Raw genomic sequence first — 23,457 nt, 5'->3', positions numbered from 1 at the left:
ATCATGTAAAAAAATTCTTTACCATTATTTATATCATATACTATTATAGGTTAGTACGATTACAATCAACAGTTATTAAACAATATATAAGAAGGTATAGGTGACATTGCTAGAATGCTTAAAAAATATGCTCTAAAAATGGGTATAGGAATGAAGAAAATTCATTTATCTACTAATGAAAAAGAATATAAAGAAGGCCATATTATTGAAGGTGGCATAAAATTTTTTGGTGGTCTCATCCCACAAAAGATTAGAAGATATGATATTGATCTGATTGCGTGCAACCAAGAAAATAATAAAGAAAAGATTGTGAGATCTCACTCTGTATTTTGTTCGATTCCTATCCAACCGAATGAGCAGAAAGAAACAACGTTTACTTTGGAAATTCCCTCAGCAAACGAGATGAATTCTAAAGATAATAATTACTATATCCAAGCTAACTTCATGCTCGATCATAAATTAGAGCAATCTGTGAGAGTAGCAGTGAAGATTAGTCCATTAACAACTATGTAAATTAAATAATCAAAGGATAGAGCGATCATACAATATGATGGCTCTTTTTTTATAAAGGAGTAAAAAACGTTTGTCAATCGTAGTAGTGTTTTATAATTTAATCTCATTCGGCTGACTTTAAATTTTTTTGCAGGGTATATAACAGTTCTTCGTTCATATCTGGTCGCTGCGCAATAATATATTCACTGTCTTGAATAGTTGAATATAGTTTAGTACCTTTTGGCAACTCATTAGAAGATAGGTGAGAATTAGGGATTTGTTCAATTGGAACCTTTCTTTCAATTTTTCCAATCTTTTTATCTCGATCATATTGGACATTTTCATTTTCAGGTTGAGTCAGAACATATTCAGTTCCATTTACCATAATAATAGATTGATAAGAACCAGGTGTAGTATCGTCACTACAACCAACTAAAAACATAATTGATAAAAGAATTGTATATACCAATACCTTCAATTAACTCACTCCTTTTAAAAACCACTTAAGTTAGTATAACCAATAATTAATGTTAGGAGATTTTTGGATATCATCAAATATCCAAACCAAATTACATTATAAAAATATCTTGAATCATCTTAAATCACACTCCTATTATTTAAAAAAGATATTTTATTTGGATAATTGTATGAATATTCCTTTTATTATAAGTATAAGAATGAAGCTACGGGAAAAGTCAACTTGCAAAGAAAAAATAGTTTAAATGAATGACTACCTTGAATATTTATACCTAAAATAATTTTTGGTTTATAAATAATATTATCTATTTTTTGTCATATCCAATTAATATTATATTGTTATTACTTGTAGTTAGAATAAGGTGAGGTTTTATAAGAAAACTCTAGGTTGTTGGTGATCGTCATACTAAACTTGTGTTTATAGGAATGGATATTGATGTAGATTTAATAACAAAAGAATTAGATGACTGCTTGTTATCACCAAGTGAGTATGATGCGAAGTGGGATGAACTGCCAGATCCATTTAGCTGGACAATCAATAGTTAGACATATCGGTCCAGTTATAATAGATGTAAATGCTGTCGAGGAGAGAAAAAGTATATTCTTTCCTCGTTTTTATTTTTTATTGGAGTTTTCATAGATCATTTAAACCTATGATATTAGATATTAACTAATCACTATAAAAGCATGAGTACATGATCAAAGAATGGACACATTAATATAAAACAAATTCTTTACTGGTGGTGCCCTATGGATCTTATTACAGTATTAAACTTACTGCTCCTTGCCTTCTTAATCTTCGCGACTGGTTTTTTTGTGGCAGCAGAATTTGCTGTTGTCAAACTAAGAATGTCACGGATTGATCAGCTTATTGATGAGGGAAATAAAAAAGCAATTACCGTCAAGAGGGTAGCTGATAACTTAGATTATAATTTATCAGCTTGCCAACTGGGTATTACCGTAACAGCTTTAGGACTTGGTTCCCTTGGTAAACCAACCGTCGAGAAAATATTATATCCTGTTTTTGATTGGTTAAATGTTTCACAATCATTAGCATCAGTTCTTTCATATGCCATTGCATTTATCTTAGTAACCATTCTACATGTAGTTGTCGGTGAAATGGCACCAAAAACATTAGCGATTCAATTTGCTGAAAAAATGAGTTTATTATTAGCGCCGCCTCTTTACTGGTTCGGAAAAATCATGTTTCCTTTCATTTGGTTACTCAATGGAACATCACGAGTGATATTACGTATGTTTGGCGTTCCAGCAAAAGCCGAAGAAGATTCCTATACGGAAGAAGAATTGAAAATCGTCATGACACAAAGTTATCAAGGCGGTGAAATAAACCAAACCGAACTCGAGTATATGGAAAATGTTTTCTCCTTTGATGAAAGGGTGGCCAAAGATATCATGGTTCCCAGAATTAATATGGCAGTGTTCGAGCAGAACATGACGAAGGAAGAAATTGCGCAAACTATGATAGAACATAACTTTACAAGATATCCTGTGATAGATGAAACAAAGGATCGAGTGATCGGCATCGTTAATGTTAAAAAAATGTTAGCAAAGATGGCAGGGAAAAGGGATTATCACTTGTCTGATTTTATTCAATCTATTCCGTTTATTTTAGAAACAACAAAAATATACGACGCATTCATCAAAATGCAAAAAACCGGTGTTCATATGGCGATCGTTGTAGATGAATACGGAGGTACTTCCGGTTTACTTACGATAGAAGATATTTTAGAAGAAATTGTTGGTGAAATCCGCGATGAATTTGACGAAGAGGAAGTCGAAGAAATTGAGTTCCGTGCACCTAACATATACTGCATCTCAGGACGTGTCTTATTGGATGATTTAGAAGAAAAATTCGGGATTACATTCGCAAATAGTGATCAAATTGATACGTTGGGCGGTTGGATTCACCAAAAATTATCAGGCATTGCAAAAAAGGGAGATGTCGTGGAAGAAAACGGTCTCACCTGGACAGTAATGAAAGTAAAACAACTGCAAATCCAAAGGGTACAATTGGAAGGACTTCATATTGGAGGTGAACCCAAAGGGGAGTGATGATGGACGGTATGATTATTTTAAATCTATTTCTTGTGGTTGTGTTTATTATTTTAACAGCATTTTTTGTTGGGGCAGAGTTCGCTATTCTTAAGGTGCGCATGTCACGACTTGACCAACTGATTGAAGAAGGAAATAAAAAGGCTATAATATCGAAAAAAGTGGTTGTCGGGCTCGATTATCATTTATCGGCGTGTCAATTAGGAATTACTGTTACAGCCCTCGTACTCGGTGCATTGGGAGAGCCAACAGTAGAAAAAATTTTACATCCCGTTTTCGAACGATTCGAACTTTCTCAAGCAACAGCCACTTTATTGTCGTATTTCATTGCTTTAGCTATTGTCACGTTTTTCCACGTTGTCTTTGGCGAATTAGCACCAAAGACATTAGCGATCCAATATTCAGAGAAGATGACATTATTACTTGCTCCTCCATTATATTGGTTTGGAAAAATAACAAAACCGATTATAAAATTTTTAAATGGTGCTTCACAAAGGCTTTTAAAATTGTTTGGAGTCGAGCCGTCAAAACACGAAACAGCACATACAGAAGAAGAGATTAAGTTGATTGCAACACAAAGCTTCGAAAGTGGTGAGATTAACCAAGCAGAACTTACTTATTTAGAAAATATTTTTAGTTTTGATGAACGACAACTAAAAGATATCATGATTCCTAAAGCAAGTATCATTACACTTGAAAAAAACATGACTCTTACAGTATTATTAGACATTTTAGAAAAACACACTTTTACTCGATATCCAGTTAAAGACAAGATAGATGGAAGGATTATAGGTTATATAAATGCAAAGGAATTATTAACAAAAAGTCTAGTGGATCAAGATGTATCTATCAGTGATTTTATTCATGAAATTCCCAACTTTCTAGAGAGTTCCCCAATTAAGGAAGCCTTACTAACGATGCAAAAAACAAGAATGCATATGGCACTTATTCATAATGAAGAAAAGCAAGCCATTGGTATTGTCACAATGGAGGATGTTTTAGAAGAAATTGTTGGTGAAATTGGTGAGGAAGGCTATAGCGTGACCTAAATAATATGATTTTATTTTATGTGAGAGAACCACCAATCTTAGGGTTTGTGTTGAAACGTTATTATCATTAAATCACCTTCCGTATTTCTGATCTTAATGCACTTAATGGTACGATATTGTGCAAAACATATGCAATATCATAGCAGAAAAATCCCTCGCTTGACTATAAGCTAGTAGGTGAGGTGATCGAGATGTATCAATCTATCCTGCGAAAAAACCGGGCATTCAGATTTTATTTACTAAGTAAGAGTTTCACCAGTTTAGGTAATATGATGATAAATATGGCTTTTTTGTTTTTTGCTTTCTCATTAACAGGTTCATCTAGTTATACTACTGCTATGGTGGCCGCTCAGGTGTTGCCATATTTGCTATTTGGATTAATAGGGGGCGTATTAGCGGATTGGATTCCAATTAAGAAATGGCTTATTCGAATGGAAATTATTAAAATACCGATAATCATGGTAGTGATTGTTTTATTTTATACTCAGCAATTACAGTATTGGCAACTAATTTTTCTCTGTTTATCTATACATACAATAGGTTGCTTATATGACCCTGCGAGTAGAGCGTTATTGATGAAAGTGACGGTTTAAGAAGAGAGAACAACGGCCAACAGCTTAGTTGACTCTATTACAAGAGGCGTTGTTATAGTAGGACCCGTTGGAAACCTCATCATTTTAGCTACGATTGGTAAAATACATTTTTTTACAGTTTCGATAATTAGCTATCTTGTTAGTGCAATATTCCTTTCATTTGTGCCGGTTTACATTCATAGTGACATCAAAAAGAATAACTTAAAAATTTACAGGTCCTTAAAGGAATTTTTTCGCTGGTTAATACAGCACCATATTCTTAGGAAAGTCATTTTCATCACTGTTGTGATTGTGTTTTTCCATACTTGGGTCTGGCAAGTAGGATTATTTTTGTTAGTAGAACAAATGGTTACAAAGGGAGAAGAATGGTACAGTATTTTAACCAGTTGGTATGGCCTATTTGTCATTGTTGTTAATGTAATCATTCCTTTATTTATCAAAAGGTTCACGATGATGCAATATGTAATTGGTTCTTTTATTTGGGGAGCTGGCATTAGTATCGTCGGTTTAATTAATGGGCACCCGTTTTTGTTTATTGGTGTGTCGATCGCAGCGATTGGTCTACCGATTTCGGGGCTTGCTAGAGTGTATTTGTTACAAAAACACCTACCAGACGAGATGTTGGGCCGAGGCTTTAGTTTTAGCGCATTTACTTTATATTGTGCGAATGCCTTTTCCTTATTATTATTTGGTTTATTCTCACATATTGTACCAGTAAGATTTCTCTTTACAATATGTGGCCTATTTATATGTCTCTTCACACTTTATTACTTCGTGAAGTTGTTTCGAAATGTCCGGGGTGAAATGCCATATACTCTTTTAAAAAGACGATTATAGACAGAAATAGATGAAAAACCTGCGTCAAGAGCCGTATCGAGAATAGTCGTATCATTCTGTTTCAATGAAAACAAACTTCGTTGCAGACGATAAATTTGTAACCACGAATAAGGTGAAACACCGACAACTTCTTTAAAATAATGAGAGAAATGATAGACATCCCAATCAATAATTGCCGCCATATCATTGAGTGACCATGGTGATTGATAGGCTTCTTTTAAAGAGGAAGTGACTTTGTAAATAGCAGGTGCTCCGGTTTGAAAATGTTCAGTTGGTAGCTGATGGTTATTCGTATGTATCGTGTGTTTTAAAAGAAGAATCGCTAACTGGGTATAGCTGTTCTCAAGGAATAACCGAAACATCGGCTGTTGATGATCTTCTTCTAGTGTCATCATTTCAATGACCAGCTCAATCCATTTCGTAATCATTGGATTGAGCTGAATGACCGCAGCAAACGCAATATCAGCAGGGTGATTACCAAAAGATTCATTGACATCTTTTAAAAAAGATGGATTGATTTCAATGAGAAATTTTTGCTTTTCAACAAATAATTGCTGATGAGGTGTAAAAGGATCAACTATAAGAAATTGATTAATCGTTAGTTTTTCTCTTTTTTTTGATAGATGATAATGGGTGGATCCATTTAACGCATATAACAATTTATACGAAGCATCTGAACGCCATAAGCTTTCTTGTTGAAAGGTGTTTTTATAGAGAAACAGTCCCTTCTTTGAAGGAATTAGTACATTTCCATGTTGCATAAATGCTCTCCTATCTTAATCATAGTTTTCCTCATGACTACCTTCTTTAAAAATAGTGGCAGCGTCTTGTTCTGTCCACTCTGGAATACTCAAATTCGGATTTTCCTCAAGGTAATTTTTCACCATTCGATAGCCTTCAGAATAGCCATACAATGATGGCAGTGGATCAAATCCGCCATAAAGAATCTGATTAGAGTGCTCGAGTGTTTCTTTTTCGAAATGAGGTGATGCATAATCCCATGCCTCTTGGTCATAAATCTCATTTGTATTTATCATTTGCTGGTGTGGATATATGATTTCTTGGAACATCACTGCCTTGCCTTCAAAGACCATATTATCAAGGACAGTCCATTTCTCAGAAGGCTTTCGATACTCAGCCTCCCAGGCACTATGATGATATTCATGAGCGAGTGTGACCTTAAAATGATCGATGGAAAAATACTCGTCAAACAAAATGAGAATCTTATCTGATCCTACTGCCATTCCAATACCAGGATAGGAAACAGGAAGTAAGCAGACATTGATTTCCTTTTCTATCGGTAAGGCAGTAGCAGAAAGCTCTAGTGCTTCGGACAAGCTATCTTTTACTTCCTTACTATTCATCCGTTCGATGGTTCTCATTAGTTTGTCGAAATTCTCTGGTTTTTGTGACAATACACCTTCAGCGATAGGAAGAAATTCACCGTCAAGAAAGCAATCATTATAAATAGGTTCAATGACCGCTTCTTTGTAATCTGCGAATACAACATCCTCTTCATCAATACCTTTTATGTAACTTTCCATTAAATGTTGGATTTCTACAATATTAAAAGATTGTCCGTTTTCAGTTTGGAACGACCAGTTCGTTTCTACTTCTTCTTTACTGCTCATTTCAGAACATCCGAATAATAAAAACGACATTGCTAAGCTAAGACAAACATAAGTGAAACGCATACATACCTCCGCATTAAAATTTTCGATCAATGTAGCTAGCTGAGACAGGATGTAAATTCAATTCTCTTGCCCAAATAGACAGCTGACCAATATGATGGATTTCATGGGCAATTATATGATGGAGAATCGCATTCACATTTTGGTAACTAGAGTCCCAAGGAATAAATACTTGTTGATCTAAAGGTACATCATGAGGAAAGTTTTCGATTATTTCAGTTCTTCGTTCATTTGAAAGATTTCGAATACGATCAAGTGTCTGATAGTCACTATAATCAAATAGGACATCTTCTCTTCCATTGATACAGCGTAGCCAGCTATACTCCACATCAATGATATGGAAGAAGGTATAAAGAATACTCCCGACACCACCGACTCTCTCCTTTAATAATTCATCAGGAGGGAGGTCTTTCAACAATGTCAACCATTCATCTCTCACTTGCCAATTGTATTGAAAGAAATGGAACAAAATCATTTCACTCCTTTTATAAAAATACATTTTTTCCAAAATATGATACTATTAATTATAGCAAAAAAAGTAAAAGGAAGTAGATTAATTGTAGAGGAAAATAAAATAGGGGATACATTAAATAAAGTAGTCTAACTATTTTTTAAAAAACGAAGTAGCCGATTACTATTGTTTTGATAGAAAATAAAGAGAGAATCCCTATGTAAGCTCCACGCTTCTCTTGGAAGTTAGAGTCAACATGTCGATTTCAAATTTGATAAAAATGATTATTAGATAAACACATGTTTCTCGTTAATCTTGTTCCATAGAATGGGGTAAAAGGCTGTTTAGCAAGTTAGTTCTAAACTCATGATGGCTGGACTTCTTGTTCGATTATTATTATCTTATATATTCTTTAATCATGAATGACTCTTATATAGAAATGTTTACAATGAATCAAACAAAAATTGCATGTAGGTGGTTATGGGCTTCTTTTAATTAAGGAGGATGAAAGTGGAAATTAGAGCATATAAACCGGAGGATGAAATAGGTTGGGTGCGATGTCGAGTACTTGCCTTTTTGGATTCAGCTTATTATGACAATGTTTTAACTGCAAAAGAGCGTTACGAAAATCAGGCGATAGAACTCGTAGCTATATTGGATCAAACAGTAGTCGGCTTGATTGATGTAGAATATGAAAATGAGGAAAGAAGTGTTTGTTCTCGTGGTACTGGACTCGGTGGCATGATATGGCATATTGCTGTCCATCCCGATTACCGAAGACAAGGGATTGCGCGCACATTATTGGCAGAAGCAGAGCGAATGGCTAGGCAAAAAAACCTCAACCGGTTTGAAGCGTGGACGAGAGACGATAAAGGTGTGAACAGATGGTACCAACAAAACGGATTCTCTAGTGATTATTCGTATCTTCATCTTTATATCAATGAAGAAGATTCTAGTGAGGTCATTCATAGCCAAGATAAAAATATCCTGCCAATGACAACCTTCGCGCATTATGTCGGTGATAACAAAGAAGAAGTGAAGTCACAGTATAAGCGGGCTTATGAATGTTTTTGTTATGAGAAGGTTCTATAATATTAAATTCACTACAAGTACGATAAAAATTGAATAATGATAACGGAAGGAATCATCTTGAAAGAAGATGGAATGTTGAAAAAATAAAAAAGAAGCTGCTGACTTGTTAGCCCTTGGTCCAGCTTTATGGGATTCAAGTACGATTGAAATGAAACGCTACTTTTTAACAGATGTATTAGACGATATATCTGGTGGCAATGATAGAGCAGAGGGGTTATTCATTGTGCAGACATTAGTTGAATGAATAGGAGAATTCTATTTACGAACGAAAGGGCAATAGATAGGCGATGCCAAATGGCTATTGCGCGCATTAAAAACATATGATTCTCATTTTGCTAATAAACTGACCGACTGTTTAGAAGAATATTATAAGAAAAATAGCAAAGCAGGTTTAATCGCACTTACTGATGAAGTATTGCTTCCATATGGGGGGAGATTGTTTGCAGGCTTTTCACGAGGGAAAGACAAACATGAGGGAAGAGTAGAGTAAAAAATGTCATTGTGATTTTGCGTAAAAAGGAGAGTGGCATTTTATTAAAAACGGTTTTATGAGGATTACCATCAACTTTAACACTCAAAATGATTGGAAAATATTTTGAGACTTATAGAGAAAGATAGAGGGGAATAGCTATGTTAACGACAATTTATATGGTTAGACATGCGGAATCGCCGTTTATATTTGGTGAGGAGAAAAAGAGAGGTTTATCGCCAGAGGGAAGAGAGGCAGCAAATAAAGTCACAAAAGTTTTAAAGGATAAAAAGATTGATAGAGTCATTTCTAGTCCATATACGCGTGCAATCGAGACTGTTCGAGAGGTTGCAGAAAATAGGCAACTACAAATCACAACATATGAAAATCTAAGAGAAAGACCAATTAAGGGACTCGATTACCATGCAGAAGAAAAGGAATTATTATCAGCGATTGAGCAGTCATTTAAAGACGAAAAATACTGTTTAGTTGGAGGAGAATCCACATTTGCCGCACAAGAACGTTCCATCCCAGTCATAAAAGAGATTTTGAACCATTACAAGGGAGAGTCCATTGTCATTGGGACACACGGAAATATTATGACGATTATAATGAATTACTTTCAAAAACAGTATGATTATCAATTTTTCCAACAAACGACTAAACCTGATATTTATGAGATGATTTTTGCTGAAGAGCAACTGCTAACGGTTAATCGCCTATGGGAGAACAATCACAATGAAGGAAAACAATAGATTACAAGCCGTTTTTTTAGATCGCGATGGCACAATTGGTGGCGATGACACCATCCACTATCCTGGAGAATTTACTCTGTTTGCCGGTGTAAAAGAAAATATAAGCAAGTTGCAGGAGAAGGGAATCAAGGTGTTTGCTTTCACGAACCAACCAGGAATTGGGAAAGGGTTAACGACAAAAACGGCATTTATGGACGAATTACTTTCTTTCGGATTTGATCAAGTGTATATTTGCCCTCATGCCCCCGAAGAGAGTTGTAAGTGTCGCAAACCAAATACTGAAATGCTCCAGCAAGCAGCAGATGAGTATAAGCTTTCACTCGCGCGAACTGTCGTAATTGGCGACCGCTGGAGTGATATGATCGCCGCATCAAAAGTAGGGGCAAGGAAAATATTAGTCAAAACTGGTGCAGGAGAGCAAACATTAAATGAGCACTGGGAGTGTCAAAGACATTGAGTTGGATGAGGTGGTTGAAGGGATAGCCGAGGCCATGAACATTATACATAAGGAGTATACATAAAGCGGTTATTTTCGATATGGATGGGACTTTATTTCAAACAGAGAGAATTCTAGAGAAGTCACTAGACGGTACATTTAATTACTTGAGGTCTCAGCAAAAGTGGCATGAGATCACACCGATTGAAAAATATCGTGAAATAATGGGTGTGCCTCTTCCTCAAGTATGGCAAACATTACTTCCGACATTTTCTCCATTCGATCATGGAGAAGTCGATGAATACTTCTTAAAGTGTTTAATCGCCAATATAAAAGAAGGAAATGGTGAACTTTACCCACATGCCATCGAAACGCTAACTTTGTTAAAGGAAAAGGGCTACGACATCTTTATCGCAAGTAATGGTCGAGCGAAATATTTACAAGCGATCGTCGATTTTTATGATTTCGCACATTTTCTAACAGAGGTATACAGTATTGAACAAATCGACTCATTAAATAAAACGGATTTAGTAAGAGAAATTGTTCAGACTCATCACATTGAAACAGGGCTAGTAGTTGGGGATCACCTATAAGATATTTTAGCAGCAAAGGAAAATGATTTGCTAGCAGTAGGCTGCCGCTTTGACTTTTCCCAGCCTGAAGAACTACAGCAGGCAGATAAAGTGATTGATGATTTACTTGAACTTGCCGACTTTCAATAATCTGTTAGGTAAATAGGGCCCTTGCAAGAAGTAATACACTGTAGATACGATTCACTATCTTATCAATCGAAGAATAAGCAGGTGTTCAGATCGTATAGAATACAAGATAAATCTATATGAAAATTATTTGTCATGGCGACAGACTATGGTCTTTTCGGATTAGACCTTCATCATAATGAATTTCACATATAACCATCTTTATCGAATCAAGGGCCCTTTAGATTGGTAGTTGATTTGATTTGATTTTATTTTGTTCTGTTTTGATAAAAGATAGATTGTTCTTGTGAAATAGGAAAATGTTTTACATCTTGGGCATCTAAATCTTCATTAGACAATTGAACAGCATTAATTTGCATATTATTATAAGTTTGATAATAATAAGTTTCTGATTCGCTACACATGGCACTTGTGTAAAGTGTATAAGATGGCTGATTGTCTTCAAGCTCTGCACCTCTAGCTACAGCACAATATTCTAGGACTTTCATAGCGTTGCGTAAACCGTCTAACTCTGTTTCAGCTTCTTCAATGTGATTTCGAAGGTAAGCAGCACGAACAAATCGGGAAGGCGAAGAATAATCACCAGGTATCCCATATACACCACTTACCATCTCAGGAGAGCGAACTAGATTATAGTCTCCCCAAATGGTTTCACCTGGATCAGAAGGGCTCAATGAAGTGTAAAGGTTTAAGTTAATTAAATGCCAGCGAAAATCTGGGCTGTTTGAAAAAGCACCTATTGGATTATTATAAACATTTACTCCATCTTTTGTGCTTTCTATAACAATTGTATTGTATTGGCGATCAGTAAAGATCCAATGAATGGGAGGTACCGTTCCGAGGAATTCTATTTCTTGTGCAATTAAATTAATATTTCTTATCTGCTGAGTGATTTGAGAAGTGGACGTAAACTGTGACAATATAAAAAGTAATAAATCATTAGCTGCTAAATTAAGTCGATTTCTTTGTTTCTCGGTCTGAAACTCTGCAAAGCCCTCAAAATAATGAATCACTCCCATTAAACCGTGTTCATTCATTCCATCAAATAAGCCAATATGAGTATTCTCCCCCTCAACCCCCATACCAATAATGCCATATCGGTTAGTTATATAACGATTTTCTTGTTGATTTAACCACCTGTACCTCCTTGGCAAAACCACAACATCATAATCAATAGGAAGGTCTACAAAATCCATATTTCTTGCTAAAAAATGGTGTTGGTTTGTCGTATGCATTGTCACTGTTGTACACATGTAAACGTCACTCCTTTATATTTTTCTGATCTATACAATATATATATCAAAAAAATTATATATACCTGAATTAGCACGTCATATATTCAGGATATCTTGTTCGTTTTTTATGAAAATTAGAAAAATTTAGCACTCTTTATATTTTTGTTAAAAGAATGAATCTAACTTCCATGATGCATACACTTGCACTTGGCCAAGTTCAATGCTTCTTTTGCTTTTACATATGTGGGGTAAAATAAAACAGATCGGCAAGAATTTCTTTAAACCAATATAAAAGAAAATTTATTTCGATAGACAATTTAAAGGGACATCAAGGATTAATACCTTTTTTTACAATCTTCCTTATGTTTGTAAAAAGTGGCTAATATGTACGGGAAATTTGAGATTTTCATACAAAACTATGCTTCTTAGAATAAAAAGGAGGGATTGGTATGAATATTCATACAACAAAAGGATAGCGAGCTTTTATCCATATTGCAGTCGATAAGAGCTTGCTCTAAGTAAAACGATTCAGTGAAACTATGAATAGATGGTTAAAAAGACAAGGATGAATAATTGTTTATACTAATAAAATTTAGTTAAAAGATTTTAGCATGATTGGAAATGAATGACACGAGGAAAAAATTCATTATGGAATTTAGCGCAAAATCTATGTTTGTTTCGTTTTCAATCCATTTCAAACTTGTAAAGAAAATTATAAACGTTTTACTTTAAAAATGACTTCTATACATCCACCTACATTAATTTAGCTATAGGCACATTAAATCCACCTCTTTTCCATACTAACTTGTCATAACTATAGTAAAAAAGCGAGTTAAGATAAATATAATACTAGAAACAAATATTAGGTTTCAATAATTTATTCTCCCTTTTAGATAGAATAAAAGTTTTAAACATAAAATTTTATTCTAAAATATAAAAATAACCTTTAATCAAAGGATTTTTTTACATGAATACAAAGTAATTCAAACGAAACTCCTCTTATTTAAGAATATTTTTTTGAATTAAAAACGCTACAGCATGTGTTCGATTTAATGTATTGGTTTTTGCCATGACACTTTTGATATATTGTTTAATCGTCGTTTCACTAATCTCTAATATATGGGCAATTTGTTTCGTACTATAACCGCTTGCAGTACATTTCATTACTTCGTATTCACGTTTCGATAGTTTAATTTCTGCCTCCTCGATAAAATTAAATTGATTGAATAAAATTTCTCCAATGTCCTTGCTAAACAAACTTGCTTCTATTAATAGTTTAAGGTCAAATGGCTTCTTAAATTGAGATCCTAGAAAATAGCCAATGACAACTTGGTTAAATATGATAGGAACGACCAATAAAGCATCTTGGTTATCTGCAATAATATATTTTTTTGATATATTTAAATGGAAATTATTTCCTTCATAATATTGTGGTGTTCTCATTTTAATAGCTTTGAATATGGCTGGAATGGAAGTGATATCATCCCGTATAGACGAAATATGTTTGAACTCTGACTTAGTAGCAGAAAGTATCCCTTCCGCTAAGTGGTCTATCGGAGAATATCGAAATAACATCGCTTCATTTAATGAAAAATCAGTAAGAAAGCTTTCCAATATTATTTTAATTTTATGCTCTTGATTGATAGCTGCCTTTATTTTATCTATGTTACTTTCCCAATTATCTAATTTAACCAATAAATACACTCTCCTTTTTTAATTTAGGCTTATATATTCATTACCTAATGGCATATTTGTATTTTGACTTAAAGTATGTACTGTTTTATCAAAAAGTAGGAATAGTTGTTAGAATATTTAGATTATACAATATCATTGTAAGCGATTACAATTTTCTAAGTAAAAAGGAGGAGATCATTTGGCAAGTTTATCTGAAAGGGCAAAATTGTATTTAGAGAGCTTTTATTCTGGTCCGAAAATCGAATCATTTGATCCAATTGAATTAAAGGAAATTCAGAAAAATGCCCCAATACCTGAACAAAATATTTTACCACATATTCATCTAAGAGAAGAGCGCTTAATTAAAGTCAATGATGGAGCAGAAATACGATTATGTATTTATTCACCGGAAGGAGAAGGGCCTTTTCCAGCACTAGTTTATTATCATGGAGGCGGTTGGGTCATTGGTTCTGTTGAAATGTTTGAAGCTGCCAATCGATTAGTAGCGACAGAAGCAAAAACGGTTGTTATCTCTGTGGATTATCGTCTTGCTCCGGAAAATCAATTTCCCATTCCAATGAATGATTGCTATGCAGCACTAGAATGGGTAGCTAATCATGCAGACGAGCTTAAAGTAGATTTAACGAAAATTTCTGTTGGTGGAGATAGTGCTGGTGGGAACTTATCTACGGTTATTGCCAAGAAAGCTTTAAACAATGGCCCATCCATTCAATCACAAGTTCTTATTTACCCAGTTACAAACTTAGAATTTAATACAGATTCCTATAACGAATTTGCTGAAGGATTTGGTCTCGATCGAGATTTGATGAAATGGTTTGGTATCCATTATGTAGGAGATGAAAAACTGTATAATCATCCCGATGTATCACCATTAAAATACGATTCCGTTCAAGGGTTACCTCCAACGCTTATTATCGCAGCGGAAAATGATGTTTTAAAAGATGAAGGAGTTGCTTATGCAGAAAAGTTAAGACGGGACGGTGTACCTGTTCAATATGAAGTGATCTCAGGCGCAATCCATGGTTATTACGGTAATATGGATTTCTTTGAAGAAGAAACAAAAGAGTCCGTTCAACATATTGTGAGATTTTTAAACAAAGTCGAACAAGGCGTATAAAAAGTGGTAATCAAGTAAATTAAGTTCAAATCTTACATTCTCTTTTTTTAAAAATTATCTATTACAGTACAAAGGAGGATAAGAAATGACTCAATATTTTGACGCGGTAGTGATTGGCGCTGGCTTTTCTGGAATCTATATGACGTATAAGTTACGTAAAGAAGGTTTTTCTGTGAAAACATTTGAAAAAGCAGCTGGAGTTGGTGGCGTGTGGAATGTCGCTAGATATCCTGGTGCCCGGTGTGATTCAGATAGTTTTTACTATAATTTTATGTTTTCAGAGGATTTATATAAAAAATGGTCATGGTCTAAAAGGTTTGCTGGCCAAGATGAGATTTTGAGCTATTTAAATTTTGCGGCTGATGAATTAGATGTTAAGAAATATATGCAATTTAATACTGAAGTAAAATCGGCAGTTTGGGTTGAAGAACATGCAGTTTGGCACATTACAACGGGAAACGGTGAAGAGTTCACAGCAACTTACCTAATTTCAGGTGTCGGCTGCCTATCCACCTCGAGTATTCCTAATTTTAAAGGAATTGAAAATTTCCAAGGTGAAAGCTATCATACTGGCGAATGGCCAAATACAACTGTTGATTTTAGAGATAAGCGTGTTGGAGTGATTGGCACAGGCTCTAGTGGTGTTCAATCAATTCCCGTCATTGCAGAATCAGCGAAAGAAGTCTATGTTTTTCAACGAACACCTCAATATTCTGTACCTGCACGGAATCGTTCATTTACAAAAGAAGAAGTTGATCAATTTAAAGATGAGTTTCATTCAGCACGAAGCGTCATGTTAACCTCACCTTCAGGGTTGCCCATTCCTAAACCAACGAAATCTGTAGTAGAGACGCCAGAAGAGGAACGTAATGAAATCTTAGAAATGGCTTGGGAAAAAGGCGGGATGATTTTAAATAATGCATTTAATGATATAACAACTGATGAGAAATCAAATGAGTTAATTTCAGAGTTTCTCAGAAATAAAATTCGTGCAAATATCAATAAACCTGAAGTGGCTGCCCATCTCCTCCCATATTATTACTACGCAACAAAACGGCCCATCTTAGATACAAACTATCATGATACGTATAACCAAGAACATGTAATGTTAGTGAATTTACAACAAGAACCGATTGAAGGTATTACTACAAATGGGATTCAAACAAAGGAACAAGAATACCCATTAGACATCATTATTTTTGCAACTGGTTATGATGCAATGACAGGAACGCTATTGAAAATAGATATAAGAGGGCGTGAGGGATTATCACTTAGAAACAAGTGGAAAAGTGGAAAAAAAGTTGAGACGTATTTAGGACTTGGCTTAGCAGGATTCCCAAATTTCTTTATGATTACTGGACCACAAAGCCCTTCTGTTTTAACGAATGTACCAACAGCCATTGAACAACATGTAGAGTGGATATCAGATTGCTTAAAGTATATGCGTGATCATCATGTAAAAACGATTGAGCCAACCGAGGGTGCGGAAAGGGAATGGAGCATGAAATGTCAAGAGATTGCCGATAACACTCTGTTTACGAAAACAGCATCCTGGTATACAGGGTCTAATATCGATGGAAAGTCCCAGGATTTCTTAATTTATTTAGGTGGATTAGACAATTATCGCCAAATATGTAACGAAGTATCACAACAAGATTACAGAGGATATGCTTTTGAGTTTAATAAAATTGAAGCTTAATTAGGAGGAATGAACATGGCTAATACTATTTTACAGATTAATCCGATTGTTCAAGAGTTTTTAAGAGGAACAAAGAAAATGTTTTTAAATGGAAAATGGGTTCCGGCAAATAAGGGAAAAGTGTATGAGTCCATTAACCCAACAACGAATGAAGTTTTGGCGAAAATTTATGAAGGTGATGAGGGAGATCTTGATATAGCAGTTAAGGCTGCCAGACGAGCTTTCGAAAGTAGCTGGAAAAACACAGCTCCAAGAGAGAGAGCAAGATTATTAAATAAGCTAGCGGACTTATTAGAAGAAAATTTAGAAGTTATTACGCAACTGGATGCCCTTGATTATGGGGGGACACTTGCAGTAGCAGGTGGCTTTGCTGAGAATGCTGTACATCATGTTCGATACTATGCTGGTTGGGCAACGAAGCTTTATGGAAATACGCTCGACCTTACTAGTGGTGGAAAGATCCATGCTTTTACTAAACGTGAACCTCTAGGTGTTTGTGGTCAAATCACATCTTGGAACTTTCCTGCTTTAGTTGCATGTTGGAAGATTGCCGCTCCACTTGCGGCTGGGAATACTGTTGTGATAAAACCTTCGCAACAAACATCTCTATCGACTTTATATATTGGTAAATTAATAGAGGAAGCTGGTTTTCCTCCTGGGGTTGTTAATATTGTTACAGGTGCAGGAGGGAAGCTTGGGGAAGCGATTACATCACACCCAGATATCGATAAAATTGGTTTCACAGGCTCAACAAGTGTAGGAAGACGGATTATGGAAAAAGCGTCGAAATCTTTGAAAAAAATCACGCTTGAACTAGGAGGGAAGTCGCCAAACATTATCTTTGCAGACGCTAATTTAAACAAAGCGATTCCTGGTGCAATTCAAGCGATCCTAATGAATACAGGACAAGTGTGTGCGGCAGGCTCACGTTTATATATTGAACGTTCTGTATATGATACTGTGAAAGCTAAGCTCGTTGAAATAGCGGAAAGCTTTATTTTAGGTGATCCCCTTGATCCAAACGCGCAAATGGGGCCACTCATTTCTAAAACACAAATAGCTACTGTTGAAAAGTATGTTGAACTAGCCAAAAAAGATGGAGCTACCATTCTTACTGGAGGCAAACGACCTACTAGTCCAAACCTTCAACAAGGGAACTTCTATTTACCAACAATTATCGAAGGACTTGATGAAAATTGTCAGTCTGTCTATGAGGAGATTTTTGGTCCTGTCCTTTGTATTATACCTTTCGATTCAATCGAAGAAGTCATAGAAAGAGCCAATGCAACAGAATATGGGCTAGCTGCAGGTGTGTGGACGACAAACATAGAGACAACGCATAAAATGGTTGATTCATTAAATGCGGGTTCTGTTTGGGTCAACGAATATTTTTTAACTGATGACAATATCCCATTAACTGGATTTAAGCAAAGTGGAATGGGATCGGAATTAGGTTTAGCAGGTATCGAAGCCTATACAAAAGTAAAAAGTGTTGCCATTAAACATGGATAGGGAGCTGATGTTATGAAGGCATTAGTAATTGAAGGAATAAAAAATGCAATTGTTCAAGAAGTACCTGATCCTACAATTGATGAAAATGGGGTGATTGTAAAAGTAAAAGCAAATGGCGTTTGCCGTAGTGATTGGCATTACTGGGCAGGAGATATACCGATTACCCAAAAAATATTAGGTCACGAATTTACCGGAGTTGTCGAAGAAGTAGGGAAAAATGTAAAAAACTATAAAAAAGGAGACCGCGTTATCGTTCCTTTCTCAGGTAGTGATGGTACATGCCCATATTGTCTACAGGGCCACTCTAACCTCTGTCATTCTTCTTATATTCCTGGATCGACTTATAATGGTGGATATGCGGAGTATGTAGGTGTTCCATTGGGTGACCGTAATATTATTCCTTTAGCAGAGGAAATTAGTTTTTTAGATGGTGCAGCATTAGGTTGTCGTTTAATGACAGCTTTTCATGGAGTAGTCGATCGAGCAAAAGTGGAACCAGGTGAGTGGGTTGTTATCTATGGATGTGGAGGAGTGGGCTTAAATGCCATTAATATTGCTGCTTCCATTGGTGCAACCGTCATTGGTGTCGATATTAATCCAAAGAATCTAGAGTTGGCTAAGCAAATGGGCGCACATGTAGTGATTAATAGTAAAGAAGTAGATCCGGTTCATGCAGTGAAGGAAATCACTGGTGGTGGGGCGAATGTATCTATTGACGCCCTTGGTATTGCAGATACATGTTTAAATGGGATTCATAGTTTAGCCAAACGTGGTCGCCACTTACAAGTTGGCGTGACAACAAAAGTTGAAGATGGAAAAATTGCCTTACCTATTGATCAAATGGTTATGCAAGAAATCCAATTTATCGGAACTTTAGGGATGCCGAATCACCGTTTTGATTCATTACTTCCTTTAGTATTGCAAGGGAAAATAACACCAGGTAAGATGGTAACAGCAGAAATCAGTTTATCTGAAGTAACAAAAATCTTTGAAGAAATGAGCAATTATAATACATCAGGAACCTACATTGTCACAGAATTTGAGAAAAGCACTGTAACTGCATAAAGTAATGGAGCGTCCTTTTTTAGGATGCTCTTTTTTGTTTTTTTTAGAAAAATTTTATATCTAACAACATAATCGAATGAATATGGCAATAGTAGGTGTAGAGAAATGAAAGGAATAAAAGAATAATAAAAAAGGATGTAGATTTCGCTTAAGGAAAAATACGAATAATTTGCAGGGTTTCACCACTTTAAGGTCGAATGTATGTTCTTAAGAGGTGAAAGAATGAATAATGAAACGTTAATACAAAACAAAAAAAGTTGGGATCAAGCTGCAGAGAGATTTTTTGCTAGAAACCCGCTGCCTGAATATGGTCCGTTCGCACCTACTGAAGAAGATTTACAGTTATTCGGTGAGGTGAAAGGAAAGAGGATATTGGAATTAGGATGCGGGAGTGGTCATTCAATCAAATATCTAGATGGAAAATCTCCTAGTGAATTATGGGGGCTTGATTTATCTCATGTACAAATTCAAACAGCTAAGCACTTATTAGCAGAAAGTAATACATTGATTCAATTATTTGAGTCTCCAATGGAAGCGAATCCTGGTATTCCGAGTGCATATTTTGATATCGTCTTCTCAATATACGCGATTGGATGGTCGACGAATTTAAGCAAAACGTTGGCCAATGTCTTTCAATATTTAAATGATGGTGGTTTATTTATCTTTAGTTGGGAACATCCACTATATAATAGAATGAGCCATCAAAATGGACAACTCGTTATGACTAAAAGCTATCATGAGGAAGGTGCATATGATCATCATGCATGGCAGGAACCAGCAACAATGCAACAATATAAATTAAGTACATATATCAATTTACTAATTACTTCAGGGTTTCATATTGAGCAAATAATCGAAGAGGTCTGTATATCAGAAGAAGATAAAGATAGACATAGTAATGGCTGGTATTCACCTGATAAAGCTAGTCTATTACCGACTAGTTTTATTATCAAATGTCGTAAGCCAACTATATAGGGCATACTAACAAAGACTTTCAAACTAGAAATGAAAGTCTTTTTTTATCATTCACATTTAATGATTTCATCGATTTTTAATTCCGAATAATAATATAAACCAAATAAATAATGTACGCGAAAACGAGTATTAATCCTTCTCTTTTGCCGATTTTAAAACGGGTCCGCGAGAATATAAATAGGACAACCGTCAGGATTATCATTAGAATGACGTCAATAAAGACTTTATCATTCACGGCTAATGGTGAGATGGTTGCCGATGCACCAAGTACAAATAAAATATTAAAAATATTACTGCCTACAATATTACCCAATGCGATTTCGCTTTCTTTTTTTAACGCTGCAGTAATCGAAGTTACTAGTTCTGGTAGAGAGGTACCTATTGCAACAATTGTTAATCCTACTAATGTTTCACTCATACCAAGGGAGTACGCAATTTCTGTACCATTGTTAACTACTAAATTCCCCCCAAAAATAATGGCGGCCAGACCTAAAGTCGAAATGAATATATTTTTACCCCAGGTAAGGTCTTGAGGAGTAGATGTAGTTTCTATATTTTGCCGACTTTTTAGGCCAATTTCAATGACATAATACATAAATATAGATAAAAATAATAAAAAGACAAGTCCGTCACTACGAGTCAGTAGATTACTGTCAAAACCCTGCAAAGTTATATCACTCATCAGAATGAGCAAAGTAACACTTGCAAGAAATGTGAAAGGGATTTCTTTTTTTATTGTCTCACTTTGTACTTTCAATGGATATAAAAAGGCAGTAGCCCCTACCACAAGTGTGATGTTAAAGATATTGCTCCCGAGCACATTTCCTAGTGAAACATCTGCACTTCCTTCAAGTGCGGCAATAATACTGACAGTAGCCTCAGGTGAACTTGTTCCAAATGCAACGATCGTTAACCCAATTAACATGGGTGGGACCCTTAGCAACCTAGCAATATTGGAAGAACCGTCAACAAAAAGATCGGCTCCTTTAATCAATAAAGCGAATCCAACAATTAATAAAATATAAGTCATCATCCGCACTCCCCTTTACATATATACATATCTTCTATTATTTTCTTCCTACACCTGTATATACTATGTAGTTGTTAAGGATGTATATTAAGTTTAGAAAAATAAAGCGCTTATCAATTACTCATAGGAAATTCCAAAGTTATGTTAAACAGTCATGATAGTTGTTTGCAGAAATTATGAGAAGTACTTAATATGTAAAGAAGATGAATCTACCTAATTGAGTGGCCAACTTGTAGTTTTCAATTAAAACCTTAAGAGATAGTGGATTAATTTTTGCTAACATCTTATAAAAGGCTAGTTAATCGTACCAAAAGGAATAATAAGAGGGGACAGATTGGTGTCAATAGTCTCTAGGAAGGAAGCGTAAGTATGAAAAAAATTCTAGTAATAGAGGATGATATCGCGCTGAATCAGGGCATTACTTTGAGTTTGAAACAAGATAATTATTCGTTTACTCAAGTATATACATTAGAAGATGCGACGGCTGCTTTACATAAGGAAATATTTGATTTAATGCTGGTAGATATTAATTTGCCAGACGGAAATGGTGTTGAATGGATTCAAGCTATGATGAAAAATGACTTGTGTCCTTTTATTTTTCTTACAGCTAATGATCTTGAAGTCGATATTGTGAGAGGGTTAGAACTTGGGGCAGATGACTATATAACGAAACCATTCAGTTTAATGATCTTACGGGCAAGAGTCTCGGCAGTGTTTCGTAGACAACAATCTCAACAGAATACAGATATTTATCAAATAGGAAATTTTTATTTTAACTTCGAAAAAATGCAATTTATGAATCAATCAAAGCCTATAGAATTAAGCAAAACGGAACAGAAATTGTTGCGCTTATTAATCGTCAATAAAGGGCAAACACTACAACGAGAACTGTTGATAGACAAAGTATGGTTGGATGAATCAGCATTTGTTGAAAAGAATGCACTTTCAGTTGCTATTAAAAGGTTAAGAGATAAGTTAGGGAAAGAGAATAGAATTGAAACAGTGTACGGGATAGGCTACTCATGGAAAAAATAGCTATTTTGTTAGTTGTAATTGTAGCCATTATAAGTACATGGCTAATTGGAAAATGGTATTATGAGCGAAAAATTAGCCGTATTTTAAATCGCTTATCTGAGATGATTGAATCAGCGAAGAACGGACAATTTAGAGAATCGACGTATGATGAGTCTAAATTATCAGCGGTAGAATCAAAGATGAGGCAGTATCTCTTAGAAAGTGGAACATCTAAAGAACAGCTTTCAAAAGAACGTGACGAAATAAAGACATTAATATCTGATATAGCACATCAAACAAAAACACCCATTGCCAATATTATGCTCTATGGGCAACTGTTAGATGAGGAAGGCTTATCAATGAATGGAAAAACATACATTAATCAATTAAACCATCAAACGACAAAATTAAGTTTTTTAGTACAAGCATTAGTTAATTCCTCTCGATTAGAAACCGGAATCATACATGTGACGCCAAAACAGCAGTTACTGAAACCTTTGCTACAAGATATTATTCAAGATTTGCGGCCAATATTTAATGAGAAGCAACAAAGGATTGATCTTCAATGTGGGATAGAACAAGCTAGTTTTGATTATAAATGGACAAAAGAGGCGTTATTAAATATTGTTGATAATGCTAATAAATATACGAAAGAAGCAGGAAAAATAACAATTAAGGTACTTGAATATGATAGCTTCTGTAGGATAGATATCCAGGACTCAGGCATTGGTATAAAAGAATCTGAAATTAACAAGATTTTTATTCGTTTTTTCCGCTCTAAAGAGGTGTATCATATGGAAGGTGTAGGGATTGGCTTGTTTTTAACAAGAGAAATTATTATGCGCCAAGGTGGTTATATTAAAGTTGCCTCTAAACCAAATCAAGGATCGTTATTTTCCGTTTTTCTTCCAAAATAATAAATACTTTTCATTTCTTTCAATTGTGATAGATTTCAGAAAGAACATAGAAAGATTTAATTTT

24 protein-coding genes and 2 pseudogenes are annotated in these 23,457 nt (G+C 35.1%); 19 read left to right on the top strand and 7 right to left on the bottom strand.

Going from position 1 to position 23,457, the window contains the following annotated elements:
• Nucleotides 1-114 precede the first annotated feature (114 nt).
• A complete protein-coding gene (locus MHH73_RS11540) occupies nt 115-513 on the top strand; it encodes a sporulation protein (RefSeq protein WP_191811410.1) in 399 nt (132 codons plus the stop codon).
• A gap of 103 nt (nt 514-616) precedes the next feature.
• On the opposite strand, the gene MHH73_RS11535 is transcribed toward MHH73_RS11540, so the two are convergent.
• Complete coding sequence (locus MHH73_RS11535; RefSeq protein ID WP_191811412.1) at nt 617-970, bottom strand: hypothetical protein; 354 nt, start codon at nt 968-970, stop codon at nt 617-619.
• Between the two features lie 392 nt (nt 971-1,362).
• Here MHH73_RS11535 and MHH73_RS11530 point away from each other — a divergent pair.
• The 5 genes and pseudogenes from MHH73_RS11530 to MHH73_RS11510 form a co-directional block, all read left to right on the top strand.
• Nucleotides 1,363-1,515, top strand: a pseudogene (locus tag MHH73_RS11530) (CobW C-terminal domain-containing protein); the annotation flags it as partial.
• Between the two features lie 204 nt (nt 1,516-1,719).
• Nucleotides 1,720-3,042: a hemolysin family protein gene (locus MHH73_RS11525; RefSeq protein ID WP_191811416.1), complete on the top strand. Its 1,323-nt coding sequence runs from the start codon at nt 1,720-1,722 to the stop codon at nt 3,040-3,042.
• 2 nt (nt 3,043-3,044) lie between these two features.
• The gene (locus tag MHH73_RS11520) at nt 3,045-4,091 is read left to right on the top strand and encodes a hemolysin family protein (RefSeq protein WP_191811418.1); all 1,047 of its coding nucleotides are present in this window, start codon (nt 3,045-3,047) and stop codon (nt 4,089-4,091) included.
• A 191-nt stretch (nt 4,092-4,282) separates the two neighbouring features.
• Nucleotides 4,283-4,684, top strand: a complete 402-nt coding sequence (locus tag MHH73_RS11515) for an MFS transporter (RefSeq protein WP_191811420.1) — start codon at nt 4,283-4,285, stop codon at nt 4,682-4,684.
• 330 nt (nt 4,685-5,014) lie between these two features.
• A complete protein-coding gene (locus MHH73_RS11510) occupies nt 5,015-5,521 on the top strand; it encodes an MFS transporter (protein ID WP_191811422.1) in 507 nt (168 codons plus the stop codon).
• On the opposite strand, the gene MHH73_RS11505 is transcribed toward MHH73_RS11510, so the two are convergent.
• The 3 genes from MHH73_RS11505 to MHH73_RS11495 are packed head-to-tail and all read right to left on the bottom strand — an operon-like array spanning nt 5,452 to nt 7,681.
• Nucleotides 5,452-6,282 (bottom strand): helix-turn-helix transcriptional regulator, encoded by an 831-nt coding sequence (locus tag MHH73_RS11505; RefSeq protein WP_225230443.1) that lies wholly within the window; start codon nt 6,280-6,282, stop codon nt 5,452-5,454. The genes MHH73_RS11510 and MHH73_RS11505 overlap by 70 nt on opposite strands.
• Before the next feature lie 15 nt (nt 6,283-6,297).
• A complete protein-coding gene (locus MHH73_RS11500; RefSeq protein ID WP_191811423.1) occupies nt 6,298-7,215 on the bottom strand; it encodes a DUF2268 domain-containing putative Zn-dependent protease in 918 nt (305 codons plus the stop codon).
• Between the two features lie 13 nt (nt 7,216-7,228).
• On the bottom strand, nt 7,229-7,681 hold the full coding sequence (locus MHH73_RS11495; protein WP_191811425.1) for a DinB family protein: 453 nt from the start codon (nt 7,679-7,681) through the stop codon (nt 7,229-7,231).
• 486 nt (nt 7,682-8,167) lie between these two features.
• Between MHH73_RS11495 and MHH73_RS11490 the strand changes: the two genes are divergently transcribed.
• The 6 genes and pseudogenes from MHH73_RS11490 (at nt 8,168) to MHH73_RS11465 (ending at nt 11,137) form a co-directional block, all read left to right on the top strand.
• A complete protein-coding gene (locus tag MHH73_RS11490; protein ID WP_191811427.1) occupies nt 8,168-8,755 on the top strand; it encodes a GNAT family N-acetyltransferase in 588 nt (195 codons plus the stop codon).
• A 103-nt stretch (nt 8,756-8,858) separates the two neighbouring features.
• Entirely contained in the window at nt 8,859-8,999 is a 141-nt protein-coding gene (locus MHH73_RS11485; protein WP_191811429.1) for a hypothetical protein, read from the top strand.
• A 57-nt stretch (nt 9,000-9,056) separates the two neighbouring features.
• The gene (locus MHH73_RS11480; RefSeq protein ID WP_191811431.1) at nt 9,057-9,245 is read left to right on the top strand and encodes a hypothetical protein; all 189 of its coding nucleotides are present in this window, start codon (nt 9,057-9,059) and stop codon (nt 9,243-9,245) included.
• 140 nt (nt 9,246-9,385) lie between these two features.
• Nucleotides 9,386-9,979 (top strand): histidine phosphatase family protein, encoded by a 594-nt coding sequence (locus MHH73_RS11475; RefSeq protein WP_191811433.1) that lies wholly within the window; start codon nt 9,386-9,388, stop codon nt 9,977-9,979.
• On the top strand, nt 9,963-10,436 hold the full coding sequence (locus MHH73_RS11470) for an HAD-IIIA family hydrolase (RefSeq protein WP_225230444.1): 474 nt from the start codon (nt 9,963-9,965) through the stop codon (nt 10,434-10,436). The genes MHH73_RS11475 and MHH73_RS11470 overlap by 17 nt, the downstream gene beginning before the upstream one ends.
• Before the next feature lie 56 nt (nt 10,437-10,492).
• A pseudogene (locus MHH73_RS11465) lies at nt 10,493-11,137 on the top strand (HAD hydrolase-like protein).
• A gap of 245 nt (nt 11,138-11,382) precedes the next feature.
• Here the strand turns inward: MHH73_RS11465 and MHH73_RS11460 are convergent.
• On the bottom strand, nt 11,383-12,387 hold the full coding sequence (locus MHH73_RS11460; protein ID WP_191811436.1) for a choloylglycine hydrolase family protein: 1,005 nt from the start codon (nt 12,385-12,387) through the stop codon (nt 11,383-11,385).
• 981 nt (nt 12,388-13,368) lie between these two features.
• Nucleotides 13,369-14,073 carry a helix-turn-helix transcriptional regulator gene (locus MHH73_RS11455; protein WP_191811438.1) on the bottom strand — a complete coding sequence of 235 codons (705 nt, stop codon included), beginning with the start codon at nt 14,071-14,073 and terminating at the stop codon, nt 13,369-13,371.
• A gap of 169 nt (nt 14,074-14,242) precedes the next feature.
• Between MHH73_RS11455 and MHH73_RS11450 the strand changes: the two genes are divergently transcribed.
• The 5 genes from MHH73_RS11450 (at nt 14,243) to MHH73_RS11430 (ending at nt 20,432) form a co-directional block, all read left to right on the top strand.
• A complete protein-coding gene (locus tag MHH73_RS11450; protein ID WP_191811440.1) occupies nt 14,243-15,181 on the top strand; it encodes an alpha/beta hydrolase in 939 nt (312 codons plus the stop codon).
• 85 nt (nt 15,182-15,266) lie between these two features.
• Nucleotides 15,267-16,880: a flavin-containing monooxygenase gene (locus MHH73_RS11445; protein ID WP_191811442.1), complete on the top strand. Its 1,614-nt coding sequence runs from the start codon at nt 15,267-15,269 to the stop codon at nt 16,878-16,880.
• A 15-nt stretch (nt 16,881-16,895) separates the two neighbouring features.
• Nucleotides 16,896-18,392, top strand: coding sequence for an aldehyde dehydrogenase family protein (locus tag MHH73_RS11440; RefSeq protein WP_191811444.1), 1,497 nt, complete (start codon nt 16,896-16,898; stop codon nt 18,390-18,392).
• A gap of 12 nt (nt 18,393-18,404) precedes the next feature.
• Nucleotides 18,405-19,457, top strand: coding sequence for a zinc-binding dehydrogenase (locus tag MHH73_RS11435; RefSeq protein ID WP_191811447.1), 1,053 nt, complete (start codon nt 18,405-18,407; stop codon nt 19,455-19,457).
• A gap of 222 nt (nt 19,458-19,679) precedes the next feature.
• The gene (locus MHH73_RS11430) at nt 19,680-20,432 is read left to right on the top strand and encodes a class I SAM-dependent methyltransferase (RefSeq protein WP_191811449.1); all 753 of its coding nucleotides are present in this window, start codon (nt 19,680-19,682) and stop codon (nt 20,430-20,432) included.
• A 76-nt stretch (nt 20,433-20,508) separates the two neighbouring features.
• On the opposite strand, the gene MHH73_RS11425 is transcribed toward MHH73_RS11430, so the two are convergent.
• Nucleotides 20,509-21,462: a calcium/sodium antiporter gene (locus MHH73_RS11425; RefSeq protein WP_191812632.1), complete on the bottom strand. Its 954-nt coding sequence runs from the start codon at nt 21,460-21,462 to the stop codon at nt 20,509-20,511.
• Nucleotides 21,463-21,831: 369 nt separating this feature from the next.
• Between MHH73_RS11425 and MHH73_RS11420 the strand changes: the two genes are divergently transcribed.
• Complete coding sequence (locus tag MHH73_RS11420; protein WP_191811451.1) at nt 21,832-22,497, top strand: response regulator transcription factor; 666 nt, start codon at nt 21,832-21,834, stop codon at nt 22,495-22,497.
• Complete coding sequence (locus MHH73_RS11415) at nt 22,485-23,393, top strand: sensor histidine kinase (RefSeq protein WP_191811454.1); 909 nt, start codon at nt 22,485-22,487, stop codon at nt 23,391-23,393. Before MHH73_RS11420 ends, MHH73_RS11415 begins: the two co-directional genes overlap by 13 nt.
• Nucleotides 23,394-23,457 lie beyond the last annotated feature (64 nt).

Origin of the sequence: Cytobacillus sp. FSL K6-0265 (genome assembly GCF_038003465.1) — a bacterium.
Classification (GTDB): Bacteria; Bacillota; Bacilli; order Bacillales; family Cytobacillaceae; genus Cytobacillus; species Cytobacillus stercorigallinarum.
This window is presented reverse-complemented; position numbering and strand designations above follow the sequence as displayed.